The sequence below is a fragment of the Nocardia sp. GP40 genome, from assembly GCF_050434125.1.
Taxonomy (GTDB): domain Bacteria; phylum Actinomycetota; class Actinomycetes; order Mycobacteriales; family Mycobacteriaceae; genus Nocardia; species Nocardia albiluteola.
On record NZ_JBNPVW010000004.1, the window covers coordinates 184,056 to 203,292 of the forward strand.

The following is a 19,237-nucleotide window of genomic DNA, read 5'->3' on the forward strand; positions in this document are numbered from 1 at the left end:
GGCAGGCTGTGGTCGAGATCAACGGCTGCTCACCGCGTGCCAGTGAACTCCGGTCGCGGGCGCGGCGGCTGAGCGGCCACACGCGGGCGGTATCGACCGGACCGGCAATGCCGCTGGAACGGCCGGTGTCAGTGCGTGCCAGCGGCTACAGGTGGCGAGTGGTGTCGATGCCCAGCGACATGCCCGCCAGGCCGCGGCGGCGCACCGCCAGCTTCTCGGCGATGGCATTCAACGCCTGGGCCGACGGGTTGTCCGGGTGGCTCAGCACGATGGGGGTGCCCGAGTCGCCCGCCTCGCGCAGGTCCTGGGTGATCGGGATCTGGCCCAGCAGGGGGACATTCGCGCCGACGGCCTGGGTGAGGCGGTCGGCGACGGCCTGGCCGCCGCCCGAGCCGTACAAGTCCATGCGGCTGCCGTCGGGCAGGTCCAGCCACGACATGTTCTCCACGACGCCGGCGATGCGCTGGCGGGTCTGCAGGGCGATGGCCCCGGCGCGCTCGGCGACCTCGGCCGCGGCGGGCTGGGGGGTGGTCACCACCAGGATCTCCGCGTTCGGGACGAGCTGGGCGATGGAGATCGCGACATCGCCGGTGCCCGGCGGCAGATCCAGCAGCAGGATGTCCAGATCGCCCCAGAACACGTCGGCCAGGAACTGCTGCAGCGCGCGGTGCAGCATCGGGCCGCGCCACACCACGGGGGTGTTGCCCTGGGTGAACATCGCGATCGAGATGACCTTCACCTCGTGCGCGACCGGCGGCATGATCATCCGCTCGACCTGGGTGGGCCGCTGGTCGGTGCCGAGCATGCGGGGCACCGAATGACCGTAGATGTCCGCGTCCAGCACACCGACCGACAGCCCCCGCGCGGCCATGGCCGCCGCGAGATTCACTGTGACGCTGGATTTTCCGACGCCACCCTTACCCGAGGCGACCGCGTACACCCGGGTCAGCGAGCCGGGCTGGGCGAAGGGGATCACCGGCTCGGCCGCATCGCCGCGCAACTGCTTGCGCAGCTCGGTGCGCTGCTCGTCGTTCATGACGTCCAGCTCGACGCTGACCGCGCCCGCGCCCGGCACGTCGGCGACCGCGCGGCGGACCCGCTCGCTGATCTCGGTGCGCATCGGGCAGGCCGCGGTGGTCAGGTAGACCTCCACGTAAATGGCACTGTCGCCGCCGACCCTCACGCTCTTGACCATGCCCAGGTCGGTGATCGGCTTGCGAATCTCCGGGTCGATCACCTTCGCGAGGGCGCCCCGCACATCCGATTCCGTTACCACTGGCATGAGCCGAGTCTAGCGAGGGCCGGATTTCCTCAGATTCGGGGCAGGTTCGCGGCCACCGGTGTGGCGCCGGTCTTGTAGGCGCTCTCCCAGGCCATGACGTTCGCGACGTAGGCCATGGAGTTGTTGTAGCGCATGATTGCCCGCGTCTGCTGCGACGGATCGTTCATGTCCAGGCCGTTCGCGCAGAGATACCTGCCCGCGGTGAGCGAGGCGTCGTAGATGTTCTGCGGGTCGGAGATGCCGGTGCCGCGCGCGTCACCCGCGTACTTGCGGTACGTGTCGGGCAGGAACTGCATCGGGCCGACCGCGCGGGCGTAGCTGGCCATGCCGTCCAGGGCGCCGCCGTCGGTCTCGGGCACGACATTGTTGCCGTAGAGGCTGCCGTTGAGCTCGGGGCCGTAGATCGGCTCGAGCGGGTTGCCGTCGGCGTCGAGCTTGCCGTAGGCCTGGTGCGACTCGATCTGCCCGATACCGGCGAGCAGCTCCCACGGCATGTGGCACTGCGGATCGTCCTGCGCCAGAATGTGTTCCGCGTTCTGGTAGGCGGCGTAGGCCACGCCCGGCAGGCCGTTCGGACCGGCGGGCGCCGTGGACTGTGCGCGATCGCTCGGCAGCGCAACCGATTCCACGACCGGCGGCCCCTGATGCCTTGCCATGTGCATGACCTCGTCGGCTACGGGTGCGGTCGCACGCGCCGCCTGCGCCTGCCGATTCGCCGAATCATGGTGTGCCACAGCCAAAGCCGTGAACTCTGCGGTATTCACCTCCGCGGCGGAGGCGGTGCTGACGGCCACGACCCCCGCGGGGACGAGACCGGCCAGGGCGACTACGGATCCGCGCCGGACCAGGGGTTCCGGCTGCTTGCGGTGACGTCCCACGGTGTGGTGACCTCCCATGCTCGCTACGAGCCTTGCGCGATACAACGATGGAAGGTTACCGCATCCGAGATCTTTTCGTTACCCCTTCGTAATCGTCCCTGGTGTTTATCGTTATCGGCCGACCGGAGGCGGCGGAATCACGATGTTGAACGGCAGGGTGATGGCGGGCGGAGCCGGCGCGACCGGCGGCGTGTGGACGGCAGGACCCGGTTCGGGCGTCTTCGACGGCGCGGGGCCGGATTCCGGTGCCTTGGGCGGATTCTGGGCCTGCTGGGTGCCCGCGAGGGCGGGAGCCTGCGTGTTCGGCTGGGCGGGCCCCGGCTGCCCCTGAGCCTGCGGCTGAGTGCAGACGGCGGGCTGCTGGGACTGCGGCGGCTGCGCACCCGGAAGCTGAATGCCGGGCAGTTGCACGCCGCCGGGCACCTGGATGCCGCCGGGCAGTTGCACGCCGCCGGGCAGCTGGATGCCAGCCGGTTGGCTGTTGGGCTGCTGGGCATTCGGTGCCGTCTGCCCGCCGGGGGTGAGCTGTCCGCCCGGCCGCAGCGGTTCGACCGAATTGGCCTGATTGCCGAGTATGCCGGGGGCCCAGCGCTGTTCGCCGGTCACCTTGTCGCCCGGCGTAGGCAGCGACGGTACCGCCGCCGGGTCGCAGGGATTGGGCTGCGGCGGAGGGCAGAAGATCCCGCAGGGGATCGGCGGCAGGCCCGGGATGTTGATCATCACCGGGGTGGGTGTGGACGGGGTGGTCGTGACTACGGGTGCGGGGGCGGTGTCGGGCGCCGACGAGTCGGCCGCGGTCATCTGCGAGCCCGCGCCCTCGGGCATGGTGTCGGGTGGGATCAGGTCGGGGGAGATGCTCACCTGGGTCGGCACACCGCCGGTCCGGTAGGCATCGGACCAGCTCAGCACCTGCGAGGCATAGGCGACCGAATCGTTGTAGCGCAGCACCGCCCGCAGCTCCTGCTGCGGATCGCGCAGGTTCAGTCCGCCCGAGCACAGGTATTTGCCCGCGGCCAGCGCGGCATCGAAGACGTTGTTGGGGTCCGGGTGCCCGTTGCCCTTGGCGTCGGTGGCGTACCGGGACCAGGTGCCGGGCAGGAACTGCATCGGGCCGATCGCGCGCACGTAGTTGCCGTCGGCGGCCCTGATGACCTCGTTGCCCGGCAGTGTGCCGTCCAGTGCGGGACCGTAGATGACCCCGACCGTGGTGCCGTCGGCGTCGGTGCGCCCGCCGCCGGCGTGGTTGGACTCGACCTTTCCGATGCCGGCCAGCAGATTCCAGCTCAGCCCGCAGCCCGGATCGGAGGACTGCAGTGCCAGCTCGGCGTTGCGGTAGGCGGCCAGCACGATCTGCGGGATTCCGAAGGCTCCGGGGCCGTCCGGTAGCGAGAAATCCTGCAGCGGCACGGTGCCGTCGAACAACCCCAGGCCATCGGTCGACGCGGGCATCGCGGTAAGTTTGCGCGCCGGTTCCGGGGCGGCGGGTACCAGCCCGACACCGGGATCCTGGCCCGGCGCTGCCGAGGCGTCGGTGGCGGCGGCGAGCCGGGGCTCGGGCGCGGTGGGCGCACTCGGGTGCGGAGCTGTACCGACCGCCGAGCCTGAGGTTACTAAACCGGCCACTACCAGCGCCGATGCGGTAACCGCTCCAGATATTCGCATCGGCACACCTATCCCCTCTGGTCGTGTCAGCGGACCCTCGACCACCCGCCGCTGAATGACAACGTGATCCAGGTTACCCATCGGTCAGCTTGTCGCTATCGATATATGCGGTCAGTTGCCACTGAATTGTCGCGAAACCGGTACTCGACCCCTCTTTTCATCGGATTCTTCCGGTCGCGCGGTCCGGCCGCGCGGGGTCGTCGGTGCCTGCCGGGCATGTCGACGTTCGGGTGCCAGGCTAGAGGGAGCTGCGCGGTTTGCCGTAGTTAGACTCACCGCGAATCAGATGTGGAGGAGTCGCGCATGCCTACCCGCCGTTCGGTGCTCGCCGTCCCCGGCAGTAATCCGCGAATGATCGAGAAGGCCAAGGGGTTGCCGGCCGACGAGATCTTCCTGGACCTCGAGGATGCGGTTGCGCCCGCGGCCAAGGCCGCGGCCCGGGCGAACATCGTCGCGGCGCTGAATTCGCCGGGCTGGGGCGAGCAGATCCGGGTGGTGCGGGTCAACGATTGGACCACCGCGTGGACCTACGCCGATGTGATCGCCGTCGTCGAGGGGGCCGGGGCGCGGCTGGACGCGATCCTGCTGCCCAAGGTGATCGATGCCGGGCAGGTGCGGGCGCTGGATCTGCTGCTGACCCAGCTGGAGAAGGCGTGTGGCCTCGAGGTCGGGCGCATCGGCATCGAGCCGCAGCTGGAAAACGCCCTCGGGCTGCGCAACATCGATGAGATCGCGACCGCGAGCCAGCGGGTGCAGACGCTGGTCTTCGGCCCGGCCGACTTCATGGCCAGCATCAATATGCGCACGCTGGTGGTGGGCGAGCAGCCCGAGGGATACGACACCGGCGATGCCTATCACCACATTCTGATGACCATCCTGCTCGCCGCCCGCGCGCACGGCCTGCAGGCCATCGACGGCCCGTATCTGCAGATTCGGGATCTGGACGCGTTCCGCCGCGCCGCCGCGCGCACGGCGGCACTGGGTTTCGACGGGAAATGGGTGCTGCATCCGACCCAGATCGAGGTCGCGAACGAGATTTTCAGCCCGCGTCAGGCGGATTACGACCGGGCCGAGGAAATTCTGGACGCCTACGCGTATCACACCTCGGAACAGGGCGGGGCGCGCGGCGCGGTGATGCTGGGCGAGGAAATGATCGACGAGGCCAGCGCGAAAATGGCTCAGGTCATCGCCGAGAAGGGCCGCGCCGCGGGAATGGCGCGAACCACACGTTTCGTAGCCCCTTCCCCCACCGCGAACTAGCATTATTGAGTTATGACCAACCCGCTGGGGAACACGAACCGTAATCGGGGGCCGGGCCTGCCGACACCGCCGTCCGGCTGGCCGGTCGGGTCGTACCCGACCTATGCCGAGGCGCAGAAGGCGGTCGACTATCTGGCCGACAATCAATTCCCCGTGCAGAATGTGACCATCGTCGGGGTCGACCTGATGCAGGTCGAGCGGGTCCTCTACCGGCTGACCTGGGGCAAAGTCATTGGCGGGGGCATGGTTTCGGGCGCCTGGCTGGGCCTGTTCCTGGGACTGCTGCTGAGCCTGTTCACCACCGGCGGCGCGGTCGGCCCGCTGATCGTCGGCCTGGTGGGCGGTGTGATCTTCGGTGTGATCTCCACCTCGATTCCCTACGCGGCCACCCGCGGCCAGCGCGACTTCGCCTCCACCATGCAGTTGGTGGCGGGCCGCTACGACGTGCTGTGCGAGCCGAAGGCGGCCGAGCAGGCGCGCGACATGCTGGCCCGGCTGGCCATCTAACGGGGACGGAGAGCCGGCGGAGCTTGCGGAGCTGGCGGGGTGGGTGAGCTCAGGGCTGGGTAGGCTCGAGCGCATGGATGTCGTCGATACCGTCCGGGCGTCGGTGCTGGGCCATTTCGGGGTGCCGTCGGCGGATTCGGCCTCGGTGACTTTCCTGGGGCTCGAGCCGATCGAGATCCTGCGCATTCCCGACGGTGAGTTCGTGCACTACGTCACCCTGGGCGGCGCGCGGCATCCGATGACGGATCCTACTGCGGCCGTGGTGGATCCGACTCGTGGCCCGCGGGCGGAACTGGTGCTGACCCTGCACGCGCGCCGCGGCGTGCCCGCGGGCCTGACCCGGGCACTGGGCGTACTGATCGCCTCGCCGGCGGTGGAAGGCATTGTGCTGCAACCGGATGCGCTGCTGGATCTGGGAGAACCGCTGTGGGACAACGCGACCTTCACCGCGGCGCTGCTCGGTCCGGGCGATATCCCGGAGCTGCCGCTGCCCGAACCCGCTGACCCGGTGCGCTTCCTGTCGGTCGCACCCATCACCGCGACCGAGGCGGCATGGGTGCGCCTGCGCGGCGCGGCGGCCTTGCGCGAGGCCTGGGCCGAGGCGGGCATCGATATCCGCGATCCCGATCGGGGCGCGGCGAAGCTCTGACCGCGCGATCACCGGGCCCGCTCGGCGCGTCGAGATCGTTTGGGCAATATGGACAGGGTGCGCATCGACCTTCATACCCACAGTTCGGCCTCGGACGGCACCGACAGGCCCGGGGAGCTGGTCCGCAATGCCGCGGCGGCCGGGCTGGACGTGATCGCGATCACCGACCACGACACCACCGCGGGCTGGGCCGAGGCCGTCGAGGCGCTGCCGCCGGGCATGAGCCTGGTGCGGGGGATGGAGATGTCGTGCCAGGGCATGGGGGAGGACGGCTGGCCGGTGCCGGTGCACCTGCTGGCGTACCTGTTCGATCCAGCCGATGCGGCCTTCGCGCGCGAGCGTGAGCGGCTGCGCGCCGAGCGGGTGGCCCGGGTGCGGGCGATGGCCGAGCGGATGGCCGCCGACGGCCTGCCCGTCGATCCCGATGCGGTGCTGGCCTCGGCGGGACCGGCGGCCGGACGGCCGCATCTGGCGCGCGCCCTGGTGGCCGCAGGCGTGGTGCCGACGGTGGACGCGGCATTCGTGGATCTCCTGGCCCCGCGCGGGCGGTACTACGCGGAGAAGGCCGATACGCCGTTGGCGAGCGCGGTCGACATGGTGGCCGCCGCGGGCGGAGTCGCGGTGGTGGCGCATGCGCGGGCCCGCACGCGCGGGCGGCTGCTGGCGCTCGACGACATCCGTGAGCTGGCAGCGGCCGGGCTCGGCGGGCTCGAGGTGGACCATCCCGATCACAGCGTGGCCGATCGCGAGACGCTGCGGTCCCTCGCGGCCGAGCTGGGCCTGCTGACGACGGGTTCCTCGGACTACCACGGCGCCAACAAGACCATTCGCCTCGGCGAATGCACCACGGACCCGGCGCAATTCGAGAAGCTGGCCGGAAAGGCCACGGGAGTGCCGGTGGTCTCGGCGTGAACGATGTGCGATGCCCCCTCCGCGCGGGAGGGTGGACGGCATGAGAGTGCTGCGGGGGCTGAGCGGGGTAGTTGCTGCCGGAATGGTGGTGCTGACGCTCGTGGTGGCCGGTTCGGCGGTGCTGGGTGCGCTGCGCGGCTACCCGGGGCCGGGGATGCGCATGGTGGCGTGGCATATCGGATTGTCGATAGTGGCCGTGACAGCGCAGGTATTTACCGATAGGCGTCGGGGTTTTGCCGCCTTTTCCGGATCTTTAGTTGTTTTTCTGGCCGCAGGTTATCTATTGGTTACGCAGTGGTGGAATTAACCCATCCGGGATGGTTGCGGTTCGGTGAATTGTGCCCGAACCTTATTAATCGTGACCGCGATTGAGAGCGATGTGCTGGTGCTGGGTGGTGGACCCGCGGGCGTGTGGGCGGCCCTGGCCGCGGCGCGCGCCGGAGCGCGCGTGATCCTGTTCGACAAAGCGCGCTGCGGAAGTAGCGGGCCGACCGCGAAAAATACTGTGTCGCTGTGGAATATTCCGCCCGGGCCGGCGCGCGACGAGGCGGTGGCGCGCGGCCTCGAGGCCGGCGGCGGGCTCGGTGATCCGGAATGGATGACGCGGGTGCTGGCCGAGACTCATCGCCGGGTGGATCAGATGACCCGCTGGGGGTATCGCCTCCCGGGTGACCGCGCGGGCCGGTCCGCCCGGGTCTTCCTGAACGGGGCGCACTACCTCACCCGGATGCGCAGGTCCCTCGTCCTGGCCGGGGTGCGGATCTTCGATTTCCACCCGGCGCTGCAGCTGCTCGCGGACGACGAGGGCGTGGTGGCGGGCGCTGCGGGCGTGCAGGTCCGCGACGGCGACCGCGTCTGGTCCGCGCGCGCGGGTGCGGTGGTGCTGGCGACCGGCGGGTGCGCATTCCGCTCCGGCGGCGCCGGGACCGATGTGGACACCGGTGACGGGCTGCTGATGGCCGTCGAGGCCGGGGGCGAGTTGTCGGGAATGGAGTTTTCCAGCGCCTACTCGCTGGTCCCGGCGGGTGGGGCGGTCACGCCGTGGGGCGCGGCCGGGGCGCGCCGGCAGGGGGCGAGTCCGGCGCCGCCCGAGCTGTCCCACCATTTCGCGATCCTCTGCGACGAGTCGGGCGCGGTATTGGGCGGTGGCGGATTCGGTTCGCGCGCCGACGCTTTCGCGGCCCTGGCGGACGGACGACGGGTCTATGCACTGGCCCAGGCCGACCCGGAGGGCCTGATGTCCGAGGCCGGCCCGGCGCGGCGGATGCTGTGCCTCGATCCCGAACGGGTGCCGCTGCGCGCCGTGCTGGAGGGCACCGTGCGGGGGACCGGTGGCGTGCGCCTGATCGGATTCGATTGCGCCACCACGGTTCCGGGCCTGTTCGGCGCGGGCGATGTGACCGCGCGCGAGCCGATCACCGGTGCGGTCGGCGGATTCGGCGGCCAGGGCGGGGCCTGGGCGGTGTCGTCCGGGGTGTGGGCCGGGATGGGCGCGGCGAGATTCGCGCGCGGGCGGGGACGCCGGGGTCCGGCCCGGCCGGTCCGGGGCGCCGGGTTGCACAGCGTGCCGGGCATCGATCCGCGCGCGGTGATCGGCCTGGTGCAGGAGCACACGCTGCCGCTGCGGCGCAGCTACTGGCGCAGCGCGGGCAGCCTGCGCAATAGCATTGCCGAACTCGACGCCATCTGGCCGGCCACCGAATTCGATCTCGGCGGCAGTGGTCCGGACCGGGTGCGGGCTCGGGAGGCGGCGGCGCTGCTGGCGGTGGCGCGGTGGACGAAATACAGCGCGCTGGCCCGCACCGAATCGCGCGGCATGCATCGGCGCACCGACCATCCGGTGCCGGACGAGCGGTGGCGCACGCGGCTGCTCGCCGGGGGCCTGGACGCGGTGTGGGTGCGCCCGGACGACGAGGGCGTGCTGCACGGCAGCCCTCAACCGACGGATCTGGCCTCGGTGTGACGGCTCACCCGGGGCCGCCGCGGCCGGTGCGACTGCTCACCGAGATGTCGCAGGGCTGCGAGTCTTCACTAACCCGGGGGTAATTCGGGTCACCTACCGTCGGACGATGGAATGCACCACCGTCCGAACCGTGATTTGGCAAGTCCGCGACCTACTGGCAGAATGTTCCGGATCCCGGCCGACGCCACCGCCCGGCCCGGGATGGTTGGTGAACGGCGATCCGTGACGCACGGCTCCGGTCCGCGGTTCGCCACTGGATCCACCTGCACCGGCGGTTCCGCACGCTCCGCCGCCTAGTTATCCCCGAAGGCATTGCCCGGACCACCCGTCCGGTTTCTCGCTCGATGGATCTTGTGCCGCAATACGCAAACGTGTCTCGAAATACCCTGCGCGACTTGCCGCAATGTAACTACTGAACGGTATTGAGAGACGAGCGCGAGCGTCTTGTCCGCACCAGCGAGTAACCCGTAAAACCCCTATTTTCCATACCCGACGGTAACCGTCCCCCGGTTTAGCCCGCACCGAGCAGGAGTGAAATCGTGTCATCTGTGACTGACGCACCGAATGCAACTTCCAGCCTGTCCGAGATCACGCACGATGAGATTTTCGCCGGCCATCTCGGAGGCAAGCTCTCGGTGGAACTCAGCGCGCCGCTCGAATCGCAGCGCGATCTGTCGATTGCTTATACCCCGGGCGTGGCGCAGGTGAGCCGGGCCATCGCGGCCGACGGCGAGCTCGCCAAGCGGTACACGTGGACCGACCGACTGGTCGCGGTCATCAGCGACGGCACCGCGGTGCTGGGCCTGGGCGATATCGGCCCGCGCGCCTCGCTGCCGGTCATGGAGGGCAAGGCCGCGCTGTTCAAGAAGTTCGCCGGGCTCAACTCGATTCCGATCGTCCTGGACACCAAGGACGTCGACGAGATCGTGGAGACCATCATCCGGCTGCGGCCCAGCTTCGGCGCGGTCAACCTGGAGGACATCTCGGCCCCGCGCTGCTTCGAGATCGAGAAGCGTGTCATCGAGGCGCTGGACTGCCCGGTCATGCACGACGACCAGCACGGCACCGCGATCGTGGTGCTGGCCGCGCTCAACGGCGCCGCCGCCGTGCAGGGCCGCGACATCAAGGGCTTGAAGGTCGTCATCTCCGGCGCGGGCGCGGCCGGTGTGGCCTGCGCGAACATCCTGCTGGCCGCGGGCGTTTCCGATGTGGTCGTGCTCGACTCGAAGGGCATCGTCAGCACCGCCCGTGGCGACCTGAACGAGGTCAAGGCCGAGCTGGCCCAGCGCACCAACCCGCGCGGCCTGAGCGGCACCGCCGCCGACGCGCTCGCGGGCGCCGACGTGTTCATGGGCCTGTCCGCGGGCACCATCGCCGAGGACCTGATCGCCTCGATGGCCCCGGAGGCGATCGTGTTCGCCATGTCCAACCCGGATCCGGAGATCCACCCCGACGTGGCGAGCAAGTACGCCGCGATCGTGGCCACCGGCCGCAGCGACTTCCCGAACCAGATCAACAACGTGCTGGCCTTCCCCGGCGTGTTCAAGGGCGCGCTGGACGCGGGCGCGCGCCGTATCACCGAGGGCATGAAGGTGGCCGCCGCCAACGCGATCTTCGGCGTCGTGCGCGACGAGCTGGCCGTGGACAAGATCATCCCGAGCCCGCTGGACCCGCGGGTCGCCCCCGCGGTGGCCGAGGCCGTCGCGGCCGAGGCGCGCGCGGAAGGCGTTGCGTAGCAATCGAAGTGGTAACAGGTAAGGGGCGCCCCATGCCGCGGCGGGTGGGGCGCCCCGCGCCATCCGGGGACGGTGGTGCGGTGCCGGACGGTCCGGTGTCTGTCGCCGGGCCGGTCGTCGCCGATCAGCGGATCGACGATCCGGCGGTGGATACTGCTGATGCTCGGGTGCTCACTCCGGTCGGCGATGCAGCGCACCGCGCGGCGGGCGCGCGGCGCCCGGGGGCGATGGTCGTGGGGCCGTTGGCTATCGCGCTCGCGGTGCTGCTGCTCGTGGGGTGTGTGGCATCGGCGCCAGTCGACGACAGCGTGCGGCTGAGCGCATCCCCGGTGGCGATCGCCGGTGTGGCGCCGACCCCGCCGATGGGCTGGAACTCCTGGAACGGCTACGGCTGCGGCGTGGACGCGCGGGCGGTCGAGGCGGCGGCCGATGCGATGGTCGCGAGCGGGATGCGCGCCGCGGGCTACCGGTACGTGGTCGTCGATGACTGCTGGTTCACCCCGCGACGCACGACATCGGGTGCGCTGCAAGCGGATCCGACGCGGTTTCCGCAGGGGATGAAGGCGCTGGCGGACTATGTACACGCGCGCGGGCTGAAGTTCGGGATCTACCAGAGCCCGAACGCGCGGACCTGCGCGCAGCTCGGTGGCACCTACCCGGGCAGCACGGGGAGTGCGGGCCACGAGGTGCTCGATGCCCGCACGTTCGCCTCGTGGGGGGTGGATTACCTCAAATACGATTGGTGCGCACCGGATTCCAATCTCGATCGGCAGGTCGCGGCGTTCACCCGGATGCGGGACGCGTTGCGCGCCACCGGGAGAGCGATCGTCTACAGCATCAATCCCAACAGCGATGTGCCCGGCGCGCCGCCGGGCGCGGTCTACGACTGGTCCGGCATCGGCACGCTGTGGCGCACCACCAACGACGCGTATCCCGGCTGGGCACTGGGGATGGGAACGGCGGGGGGCCAGGGCATCCGCGAAATCCTGGACGTCGCGGCGACCCCGGTCGCCCGTTCGGGGCCGGACCACTGGCCCGACCCGGACATGCTCGACGTCGGTGTGGCGGGCGTGCCTGGCACCACCTATCCCGGGCTCACCCCCGCCGAGCAGCGCACCCAGTTCGGCATGTGGTCCATGCTGGCCGCCCCGCTGATCGCGGGCAATGCGCTGCCGTACATGGACGAGACGACCTGGCGGCTGCTCACCGATTCGGAAGTGATTGCGGTGGATCAGGATCCGTCGGGACCGGCGACGGTTGTTCCGGAAACGGGCGGAAAGGTCTGGCGCAGGACACTTTCGGACGGTTCGGTCGCTGTTGCCCTGTGGAACAACGGCGATTCCGATACTCGAATTTCTGTTCCGCTCGATGCATTAGGACTACCGGCCGCGGATCGCTATGTGTCCCGAAACTTGTGGACCGGGGACCAGGTACAGTCGACCGGCGCTGTCGCCGACGAGGTCGCCGCGCACGACACCGTAATACTGCGCGTGCATCCGGCCTCGTCGACCTGATTGCGGTGCAGCGCTATCGGCCCTCTTGCGCCCGCGGCGGAATACAAGAATTCGTCGGAAAATACGCCGCGGCGAGTGCTCCTCGGCTCTCGGCATGCGCATGGTGAACACGAATGTCGCGCCGACACCGTCGATCGGCTCGGCGCACACCAGATCCCCGCCGTGGGCGCGGGCGATGCCGCGAGCGATGGGCAGCCCCAATCCCGCACCGGCGGAGCGGGTTTGGCGGGCCTCGTCCAGGCGGACCATCCGGTCGAATATTCGCATGCGATCGGCGACCGGCACGCCGGGGCCGGTGTCGGAGATCGTGATCCGGGCGCAGTCGCCCACGACACCAACCTGCACGTCGACCCTTCCGCCCTCGGGCATGGCCTGGCAGGCGTTGCCGAGCACGTTCACCAGCACCTGCCCGACGCGGTCGGGATCGGCCAGGACCGGCACGGATGCACCGTTCAGCGCGAAATCGACGGTGGGATGCAGCATCCGGATCCGATCGAGCTGCACCTGCGCCAGCTCGTACAGGTCCACCGCCTCGAAGTCCAGGTGCAGCCCCGCGTCGATGCGTGCCATGTCGAGCAGATCCTCGACCAGCCGACCGGCCCGCTGCGCCTCGCGCGCGAGCAGCAGATACATGCGTTGGCGCTCCTCCGGATCGGCGTCCGCGGGCTGATGCAACACCGCCTCGGCGATGGCGCGGATGCCCGCGACCGGCGTGCGCAGCTCATGCGCGGCGTCGCCGACGAAGGCACGCAGCTGCTGTTCGGAGTCGCGCGCCCGCGCCTCAGCACCCTCGAGCGCATCGAGCATTTCGTCGAAAGCGCTTGCGGTGCGGCCGAGTTCGGTATTGGTGCTGGCGGGGGTCAGGCGCCGCCCGCGGTGGCCGCGGGCGATGTCGCGGGCCAGCCGGGTCATCGCGTCCAGGGGCGCCAGCGCGCGCCGCACACCGAACCACAGCCCGCCCGCGAGCAGCACCAGCGCGCCCGCGATTGCGCCGATCAGCACCCATCCCAGCTGCTGCTGGATCTTGGCTAGCAGCGGGGTGTCGACCTGCAGCGTGAGGTGCGCGTGGTTGGCCGCACCGCGGCCGGTCAGCACCACCTGACGGGTCTTGGCCACGGTCTCGGCCTCTCGGCGCGGGGTCAGGCTGCCGTAGGCGCGCCCGTCGGTGAGCACCAGCCGCGCGCGCACCGAGCGGTTGTCCACGCGGGTGATCAACTCGGCCGGCGGAGTGCCCTGCTGGGCGAGCTGACGGGCCAGCTGGATCCGGTCGGCCAGGGTGGTGTCCTCGCTGCGCGAGACCACGACCCCGAACAGGCTGTTCACGACCAGTGCGACGACCACGAGCGCGATGCCGGAAACGACTGCGGCGGTGAGGGTTACCCTGCGGCGCAGGGAGACGGTCTTCATTCCGCCCGCAGCGCGTAGCCCATGCCGCGCACCGTGTGCAGCAGGCGGGGTCCGTGTTCCTCGAGCTTGCGACGTACCGCGCTCACATACACCTCCACCAGATTCGGGTCGTAATCCTCGTAACCCCATACGGCGGTGAGGATCTGGGTCTTGGTGACCACCTGGTCGCGGTGCGCGGCCAGATAGGCCAGCAGCTTGAACTCGGTCGCGGTCAGGGCCACGGATTCCCTGCCGCGCAACACGATTCCCGAATCGACATCGACGATCAGATCCGCGACCGTGATCTTGGTCTGCAGCTTGCCCATCCGCCGCAGCAGCGCCTCCACCCGGGCCACCAGCTCCGCCAGATCGAACGGCTTGACGACGTAGTCGTCCGAGCCCGCGCGCAGCCCGCGCACCCGGTCCTCGACGCCGTCGCGCGCGGTCAGCATCACCACGCCCGCCGCGCAGCGCGCGCGGACCGATTCCAGCAGCTCGAAGCCGTCGCGCCCGGGCAGCATCACGTCCAGGACCACCACATCGGGGCGGAACTGGCTCAGATCGCGCTCGAGCTGGGCGCCGTCGGGGCGGGCGAGCACCTCGTGACCGGCGGCGCCCAGGCCGGACGCGACCGCCGCCCGAATGGCGTCGGCATCTTCGATGACCAGAATTCGACCGTTCTGCACGCATTTCATTCTTGCCGGTCCACGGCGAGAAATATCGGTCCGGGCTGAGGATTGGCTGAAGGAAGGCCCGGACGGGCGCCGATCCGGTCATTGTGCGGCCGATACTCGATTCATGGGCAGCCAATCAGCACAGTGGATGCGCAGCGCGCGGGTGCTGCGCCGGGCGGGATTCGGCGCGACTGGGCCCGAGATCGACGCGGTCACGGACCCTACGGGGTATCTGAACGCCGCGCTGACCTCGGACCCCGAGGCCGATCCCGGTGCCCGCGCCACCCCGATGCCGCAATTCACCCCGCCGGCGCACACGGGCAAGAACGCGAGCATCGCGGATCGCAAGCATTACAACGCCGAGATCAACGCGCAGCAGGACGCGCTGACCATATGGTGGCTCCGGCGGATGGCCGCGGTGCAGGTGCCGGTCCGGGAGAAGCTGACCCTGCTGTGGCACAACCACTTCGCCACTTCGGCGCAGAAGGTCCGCAGCGCGGTGCAGATGGCCGCGCAGAACCGGACGCTGCGCACCCTGGGCGCCGGGGACTTCTCGGCCCTGGCCTACGCGATGCTGACCGACCCGGCGATGTTGCGCTGGCTCGACGGCCAGACCAATACCGCCAAGGCGCCCAACGAGAATCTGTCCCGGGAGTTCATGGAGCTGTTCGCGCTCGGGCACAGCAACGGCTATACCGAAACCGATGTGCGCGCGGGCGCCCGGGCCCTGACCGGCTGGGTCATCAAGGACGAGGCCGCGGTCTTCGATCCCAAGCGCCACGATTCCGGCACGAAAACCCTGCTCGGCGTGACGGGTCCGCTGGGTACGCGGGAGTACTGCGATGTGGTGCTTTCCCACCCGCAGTCGGCCGGGTTCGTGGCCGGGCGCATGTGGCAGCAGCTGGCCTCGGACGATCCGCCGTCGGCGGCGGCGCTGGAACGCCTGACCGCGGCGTACGGGCCCGGCCGCAACCTCGCCGCGCTGATCACCGCGATCCTGTCCGACCCCGAATTCACCGGCGCCCGAAACACGGTCGTGCATGCCCCGGTGGAATGGCTGATCGGTGCGGTGCGCGCGTTCCGGGCGCCGCTGACCGAGGATGCCGATGCCCGGCACGTCGTCTACCTGTTGCGCACCCTCGGACAGCTGCCCTTCTATCCGCCGAATGTGGGCGGCTGGTCCAGCGGTCAGTCGTGGATGTCCACCGCCGCCGCCCAGACCCGGCTCTCGGCGATCACGGGCCTGCTGAAAAAGGCCGACCTGAGCCCGATTTCGGACGCGGGCACCTCCGAGCGCGTGGACGCCGCCGGGCATCTGCTCGGCATCGGCGCCTGGTCCGACCGCAGCGCCAAGGTGCTGAGCGCGGCGGTCGCGAATCCGGCCCGGCTGGCCGCGATCGCCGTGAACACGCCCGAATACCTGACGAGCTGAAAGCCGAGAATCGCCATGCCACAAGTCAGTCGCAGGAATTTTCTGGTCGGCTCCGGCGTGCTGGGCGCGCTCGGGGTGCTGGGCGCCGCCTCCGCGATCACCTGGGACGAACTCCAGCAGCGCGCGAGCACCACCCCGCTGGCCGCGGGCTCGGGAATCCTGGTGCTGCTCACGATGTACGGCGGAAACGACGGCATCAACACCGTAATTCCCTACGCCGACAACGCCTATCACGACGCCCGCCCCGAACTGTCCTATCGCCCTGAGGAAGTGCTGCACCTCGATGCGCAGCTGGGCCTCAATCCGGCCATGAAAGGCATGGCCGAGCTCTGGGGCAAGCACAATCTCGCGATCGTGCGCGGCGTGGGCTACCCGAAGCCGGATCACAGCCACTTCCGGTCCATGGACATCTGGCAGACCGCCGATCCGGATACACCCTCGTCCACCGGCTGGATCGGCCGCTGGCTCGATGTGACCGGCACCGATCCGCTGCGCGCGGTCAATATCGGATCGGTGCTGCCGACCCTGGCGATGGGCGCGAAACACACTGCCTCGGCGCTGGATCCGTCCTCGGCGCCGCTGACCACGCAGCTGAAGGCCGAACTCGCGGGCCTGTCGGCGGCCGACCCGGCCGACTCGACGGCGCAGGGCTACGTGTGCGCGGGATACAACGCGGAACAGACCGTGGCGCAGCGCCTTTCGCCGGTCGCGACCGCCAAGCGCGCCGCGGGGCCGAATGCGCTTGCCGCGCAGCTGGATCTGGTCGGCAAATGCATCAAGGCCGGGGTACCCACCCGCGTGTATTCGGTGAGCCTGGGCGGTTTCGACACCCACGCCGACGAGCGCGGAACCCAGCAGGATCTATTGGGCCGCATGGACAGCGCGGTCACGGGCTTCCTGAACGACCTGGCCGGCCATCCCCGCGGCCGCGACGTCGTGCTGATGGCCTACAGCGAGTTCGGCCGCCGAGTGCGCGCCAACGCCTCCCAGGGCACCGACCACGGCACCGCCGGCCCGGTCTTCCTGGCCGGCGCCCCGGTCAAGGGCGGCTTCTACGGCGACGAACCCAGCCTCACCGACCTCGACGACGGGGATCTGAAGACCACTGTCGATTTCCGCGACATCTACCACGAGTTGCTGGAGCGGGTGGTGTCCACCGATCCCACGCCGGTCGTAGGCACGGGCCGCCGCGATCTGGGCATCATCGCCTAGATTCGCCGGTCGCCGAACCGAGCCTACCCACACCGGCGGGTCATACGGACTCGTCGAGCAGATGCGCGTTCCATACCGCAGCCGCTTGCTCGTGCGAATCGACACCGGAGAAGAAGGCGTCGGCCAACGCGTCGTAGTCGGGTTCGTCGAAACCCTCGGTCTCCACGAACTTGGGCCGGTACACCGCGAATCCCGCGGAAGCCGCCTGCGGGCGGTACGGAACTGCCATGCGCATCGACCAGCGAGCGGGAAGATATTCGACGGCGTCCACGATCAGTGCATCGACCCTCCCGCGATCGAGATGCAGGTAGGCGTCGGTAACCAGCACCGCCCGGACCCAGCCCTCACGCCCGTCCGCCAACGCGGCTTGCCCCGCCCGCGCACCGTCGGCGACGTCGTCGAACATCAACCGTTCTATCACCCGGTCACCGTCGGTCTGCTCGTAACCGAGCATGGGAACCAGCGTCGCCCCCTCCGAAACACTCCATATCCCATGGGCCGCAAGAAATCCCGCCATCGAGGCAATTTCACTCATGGCGACCGAGCGTACCGCGGCTGATCTGTACCGTCACAACACTTTTCCGCTGATCGTCTGCACCGGGGCGAACGCGCCGACCATCATCGAACGTCTTCCGCGCGGTGATGCTGTCCACTACCGTGAGCGGGCTGTTGACCGCGTGTGAGTCCCATCTGTCGGGATCTGGAGTAATTTTCGACGCTCTCCGCTGGTTAGCTGCCAACTATTCACGGGTCGTTGTTGCGGCCCGGCAGAGAGGAGACATCGTGACTGCTCCGGCCGAACTTTTCGGTGGCAAGGTTGCCGTGATCACCGGCGCCTCGAGCGGTATCGGCGCCGGGCTTGCTCGCCATGCGGCGCAGCTGGGGATGCGGCTGGTCCTGGCGGACATTGCGGCCGACCGGTTGCGAGAGTTTGCCGAAACCCTGCCCGGTGAGGTGCTCCCGGTGGCGACCGACGTCTCGGATCCGGCCGCGGTCGAGGCGCTGGCCGAGGCCGCGTACGCGCGTTTCGGGGCGGTCGACATGCTCGTCAACAATGCGGGCATCATGGCGTTCGGCTGGTCGTGGGAGATCCCGGCCGAGCGGTGGGATGCCATGCTGCGGGTCAACATCGGCGGTGCGGTCAACGGCCTTCGCGCCTTCGTGCCCCGAATGCTCGAGCAGGGCACCCGCGCCTGGATCGCGAACCTGTCTTCGGTGGGCGGCTTGCTGCCCAGCCCGCTGATGGCCCCCTACAGCGTCACCAAGTTCGGGGTGCTGGCACTCACCGAGAGCCTGCACTACGAGATGCTGATGAGACAGGCGCCGATCCAGGTCTCGGTGATTACGCCCGGACACGTCAAGAGCGAGATCTTCACTGTGCGCGACGCCGCTGGGCTGCCTCCCGAGGTCGCGAGATTCCAGCAGTGGCTGCAACACGATGCCGACTCCAACGGCCTCACCCCCGAGGACCACGCGGAGCGGGTCTTCGCCCAGATCGCCGAGGGCCGGTACTGGGTGATCCCGCAGCCCGAGGCGATCGACCCCGCCCTGCAGCCCCGCACCGACATGATCCTGAGCCGCACCACCCCACAACTGCAGATCCCCACCTGACCACCGAAATCCACCCCGGGTCCACCCGCGGGTGGTGGGTGGATGCGCCCGCGAGGCCGATCGTAGAGCTATGACCTCGCGGAATGTTCTCGAAATCGGGCTCGCGGTGCTGGTGCTCGGATGGATCGTCTACCGGCAGACGCAGTGGCAGACGCTGGAGCGGGCGCGGATCTGGCGCGGGCCGATCATCCTCGCGGTCATCGGTGTCGTCAGCATGCGGACCGGCCTGGCCGGAGCGGCGCTCGGGACGACGGCGGTGGCGCTGCTGGTGCTGGAGGCCATGCTGAGCCTGTCGGTCGGTGTCGGGATGGGGATGCTGTCGCAGGTCCGGAACGTGGACGGCTCGCCGGCCGCGCGCACGGGGCTGATCGGCTCGCTGCTGTGGTTCGTGATGCTCGCGGTGCGCGTGGGCGTGGACGTGTGGGCCACCGCGGACGGGGCGAAGATCGTCGCGTCGACCGGGGCAATCCTGCTGATGCTGGCGCTGAACCGGGCCGGGCGGACCGCCGTGCTGATGCGGCGTGCCGACCAGTTGCGGCCTGTTGGGGCACACTGAATC

Annotated in this window: 18 protein-coding genes and 1 pseudogene; 13 read left to right on the forward strand and 6 right to left on the reverse strand. The window is 69.5% G+C overall.

Annotated features, from left to right (window positions below):
- Positions 1-145: 145 nt before the first annotated feature.
- The 3 genes from ABH933_RS14040 to ABH933_RS14050 form a co-directional block, all read right to left on the reverse strand.
- A complete protein-coding gene (locus ABH933_RS14040) occupies positions 146-1,282 on the reverse strand; it encodes an Mrp/NBP35 family ATP-binding protein (protein WP_429422882.1) in 1,137 nt (378 codons plus the stop codon).
- A 29-nt stretch (positions 1,283-1,311) separates the two neighbouring features.
- Positions 1,312-2,160, reverse strand: coding sequence for a lytic transglycosylase domain-containing protein (locus tag ABH933_RS14045; protein ID WP_429423206.1), 849 nt, complete (start codon positions 2,158-2,160; stop codon positions 1,312-1,314).
- 111 nt (positions 2,161-2,271) lie between these two features.
- On the reverse strand, positions 2,272-3,822 hold the full coding sequence (locus ABH933_RS14050) for a lytic murein transglycosylase (protein ID WP_429422880.1): 1,551 nt from the start codon (positions 3,820-3,822) through the stop codon (positions 2,272-2,274).
- A 303-nt stretch (positions 3,823-4,125) separates the two neighbouring features.
- Between ABH933_RS14050 and ABH933_RS14055 the strand changes: the two genes are divergently transcribed.
- The 8 genes from ABH933_RS14055 (at position 4,126) to ABH933_RS14090 (ending at position 12,363) form a co-directional block, all read left to right on the forward strand.
- Complete coding sequence (locus tag ABH933_RS14055) at positions 4,126-5,082, forward strand: HpcH/HpaI aldolase/citrate lyase family protein (RefSeq protein ID WP_429422878.1); 957 nt, start codon at positions 4,126-4,128, stop codon at positions 5,080-5,082.
- 12 nt (positions 5,083-5,094) lie between these two features.
- Positions 5,095-5,589, forward strand: a complete 495-nt coding sequence (locus tag ABH933_RS14060) for a general stress protein (RefSeq protein WP_215918232.1) — start codon at positions 5,095-5,097, stop codon at positions 5,587-5,589.
- Positions 5,590-5,662: 73 nt separating this feature from the next.
- The gene (locus ABH933_RS14065; protein ID WP_215918233.1) at positions 5,663-6,238 is read left to right on the forward strand and encodes a suppressor of fused domain protein; all 576 of its coding nucleotides are present in this window, start codon (positions 5,663-5,665) and stop codon (positions 6,236-6,238) included.
- Between the two features lie 57 nt (positions 6,239-6,295).
- Positions 6,296-7,150 (forward strand): PHP domain-containing protein, encoded by an 855-nt coding sequence (locus tag ABH933_RS14070; RefSeq protein ID WP_429422875.1) that lies wholly within the window; start codon positions 6,296-6,298, stop codon positions 7,148-7,150.
- Between the two features lie 40 nt (positions 7,151-7,190).
- The gene (locus ABH933_RS14075) at positions 7,191-7,457 is read left to right on the forward strand and encodes a hypothetical protein (RefSeq protein ID WP_429422873.1); all 267 of its coding nucleotides are present in this window, start codon (positions 7,191-7,193) and stop codon (positions 7,455-7,457) included.
- Positions 7,458-7,508: 51 nt separating this feature from the next.
- Positions 7,509-9,113: an FAD-binding protein gene (locus ABH933_RS14080; RefSeq protein WP_429422871.1), complete on the forward strand. Its 1,605-nt coding sequence runs from the start codon at positions 7,509-7,511 to the stop codon at positions 9,111-9,113.
- A gap of 539 nt (positions 9,114-9,652) precedes the next feature.
- On the forward strand, positions 9,653-10,849 hold the full coding sequence (locus tag ABH933_RS14085) for an NAD(P)-dependent malic enzyme (protein WP_372452063.1): 1,197 nt from the start codon (positions 9,653-9,655) through the stop codon (positions 10,847-10,849).
- 32 nt (positions 10,850-10,881) lie between these two features.
- Complete coding sequence (locus ABH933_RS14090; protein ID WP_429422867.1) at positions 10,882-12,363, forward strand: glycoside hydrolase family 27 protein; 1,482 nt, start codon at positions 10,882-10,884, stop codon at positions 12,361-12,363.
- A 102-nt stretch (positions 12,364-12,465) separates the two neighbouring features.
- Here the strand turns inward: ABH933_RS14090 and ABH933_RS14095 are convergent.
- Both ABH933_RS14095 and ABH933_RS14100 read right to left on the reverse strand, forming a co-directional pair.
- Positions 12,466-13,770: pseudogene (locus ABH933_RS14095) on the reverse strand (sensor histidine kinase); the annotation flags it as partial.
- Positions 13,767-14,444: a response regulator transcription factor gene (locus tag ABH933_RS14100; protein ID WP_215918238.1), complete on the reverse strand. Its 678-nt coding sequence runs from the start codon at positions 14,442-14,444 to the stop codon at positions 13,767-13,769. The gene ABH933_RS14100 and the pseudogene ABH933_RS14095, both read right to left, overlap by 4 nt.
- 103 nt (positions 14,445-14,547) lie before the next feature.
- On the opposite strand from ABH933_RS14100, the gene ABH933_RS14105 reads away from it, so the two are divergent.
- Positions 14,548-15,855: a DUF1800 domain-containing protein gene (locus tag ABH933_RS14105; RefSeq protein ID WP_429422864.1), complete on the forward strand. Its 1,308-nt coding sequence runs from the start codon at positions 14,548-14,550 to the stop codon at positions 15,853-15,855.
- A gap of 15 nt (positions 15,856-15,870) precedes the next feature.
- Positions 15,871-17,067 (forward strand): DUF1501 domain-containing protein, encoded by a 1,197-nt coding sequence (locus ABH933_RS14110; RefSeq protein ID WP_429422863.1) that lies wholly within the window; start codon positions 15,871-15,873, stop codon positions 17,065-17,067.
- Positions 17,068-17,107: 40 nt separating this feature from the next.
- On the opposite strand, the gene ABH933_RS14115 is transcribed toward ABH933_RS14110, so the two are convergent.
- Positions 17,108-17,602, reverse strand: coding sequence for a hypothetical protein (locus ABH933_RS14115; RefSeq protein WP_429422861.1), 495 nt, complete (start codon positions 17,600-17,602; stop codon positions 17,108-17,110).
- Between ABH933_RS14115 and ABH933_RS14120 the strand changes: the two genes are divergently transcribed.
- The 3 genes from ABH933_RS14120 (at position 17,601) to ABH933_RS14130 (ending at position 19,234) form a co-directional block, all read left to right on the forward strand.
- On the forward strand, positions 17,601-17,750 hold the full coding sequence (locus ABH933_RS14120; protein WP_429422859.1) for a hypothetical protein: 150 nt from the start codon (positions 17,601-17,603) through the stop codon (positions 17,748-17,750). The two genes, ABH933_RS14115 and ABH933_RS14120, sit on opposite strands and share 2 nt — an antisense overlap.
- A 100-nt stretch (positions 17,751-17,850) precedes the next feature.
- Positions 17,851-18,678 carry an SDR family oxidoreductase gene (locus ABH933_RS14125; RefSeq protein ID WP_429422857.1) on the forward strand — a complete coding sequence of 276 codons (828 nt, stop codon included), beginning with the start codon at positions 17,851-17,853 and terminating at the stop codon, positions 18,676-18,678.
- A gap of 70 nt (positions 18,679-18,748) precedes the next feature.
- Positions 18,749-19,234: a hypothetical protein gene (locus ABH933_RS14130; protein WP_429422855.1), complete on the forward strand. Its 486-nt coding sequence runs from the start codon at positions 18,749-18,751 to the stop codon at positions 19,232-19,234.
- Positions 19,235-19,237 lie beyond the last annotated feature (3 nt).

Bases quoted from the DNA above. Each gene is read 5' to 3' on its own strand.
- ABH933_RS14040 (WP_429422882.1), bottom strand. From the start codon at position 1,282: ATGCCAGTGGTAACGGAATCGGATGTGCGGGGCGCCCTCGCGAAGGTG.
- ABH933_RS14050 (WP_429422880.1), bottom strand. From the start codon at position 3,822: ATGCGAATATCTGGAGCGGTTACCGCATCGGCGCTGGTAGTGGCCGGT.
- ABH933_RS14055 (WP_429422878.1), top strand. From the start codon at position 4,126: ATGCCTACCCGCCGTTCGGTGCTCGCCGTCCCCGGCAGTAATCCGCGA.
- ABH933_RS14060 (WP_215918232.1), top strand. From the start codon at position 5,095: ATGACCAACCCGCTGGGGAACACGAACCGTAATCGGGGGCCGGGCCTG.
- ABH933_RS14065 (WP_215918233.1), top strand. From the start codon at position 5,663: ATGGATGTCGTCGATACCGTCCGGGCGTCGGTGCTGGGCCATTTCGGG.
- ABH933_RS14075 (WP_429422873.1), top strand. From the start codon at position 7,191: ATGAGAGTGCTGCGGGGGCTGAGCGGGGTAGTTGCTGCCGGAATGGTG.
- ABH933_RS14090 (WP_429422867.1), top strand. From the start codon at position 10,882: ATGCCGCGGCGGGTGGGGCGCCCCGCGCCATCCGGGGACGGTGGTGCG.
- ABH933_RS14100 (WP_215918238.1), bottom strand. From the start codon at position 14,444: ATGAAATGCGTGCAGAACGGTCGAATTCTGGTCATCGAAGATGCCGAC.
- ABH933_RS14105 (WP_429422864.1), top strand. From the start codon at position 14,548: ATGGGCAGCCAATCAGCACAGTGGATGCGCAGCGCGCGGGTGCTGCGC.
- ABH933_RS14110 (WP_429422863.1), top strand. From the start codon at position 15,871: ATGCCACAAGTCAGTCGCAGGAATTTTCTGGTCGGCTCCGGCGTGCTG.
- ABH933_RS14120 (WP_429422859.1), top strand. From the start codon at position 17,601: ATGGCGACCGAGCGTACCGCGGCTGATCTGTACCGTCACAACACTTTT.
- ABH933_RS14115 (WP_429422861.1), bottom strand. From the start codon at position 17,602: ATGAGTGAAATTGCCTCGATGGCGGGATTTCTTGCGGCCCATGGGATA.
- ABH933_RS14130 (WP_429422855.1), top strand. From the start codon at position 18,749: ATGACCTCGCGGAATGTTCTCGAAATCGGGCTCGCGGTGCTGGTGCTC.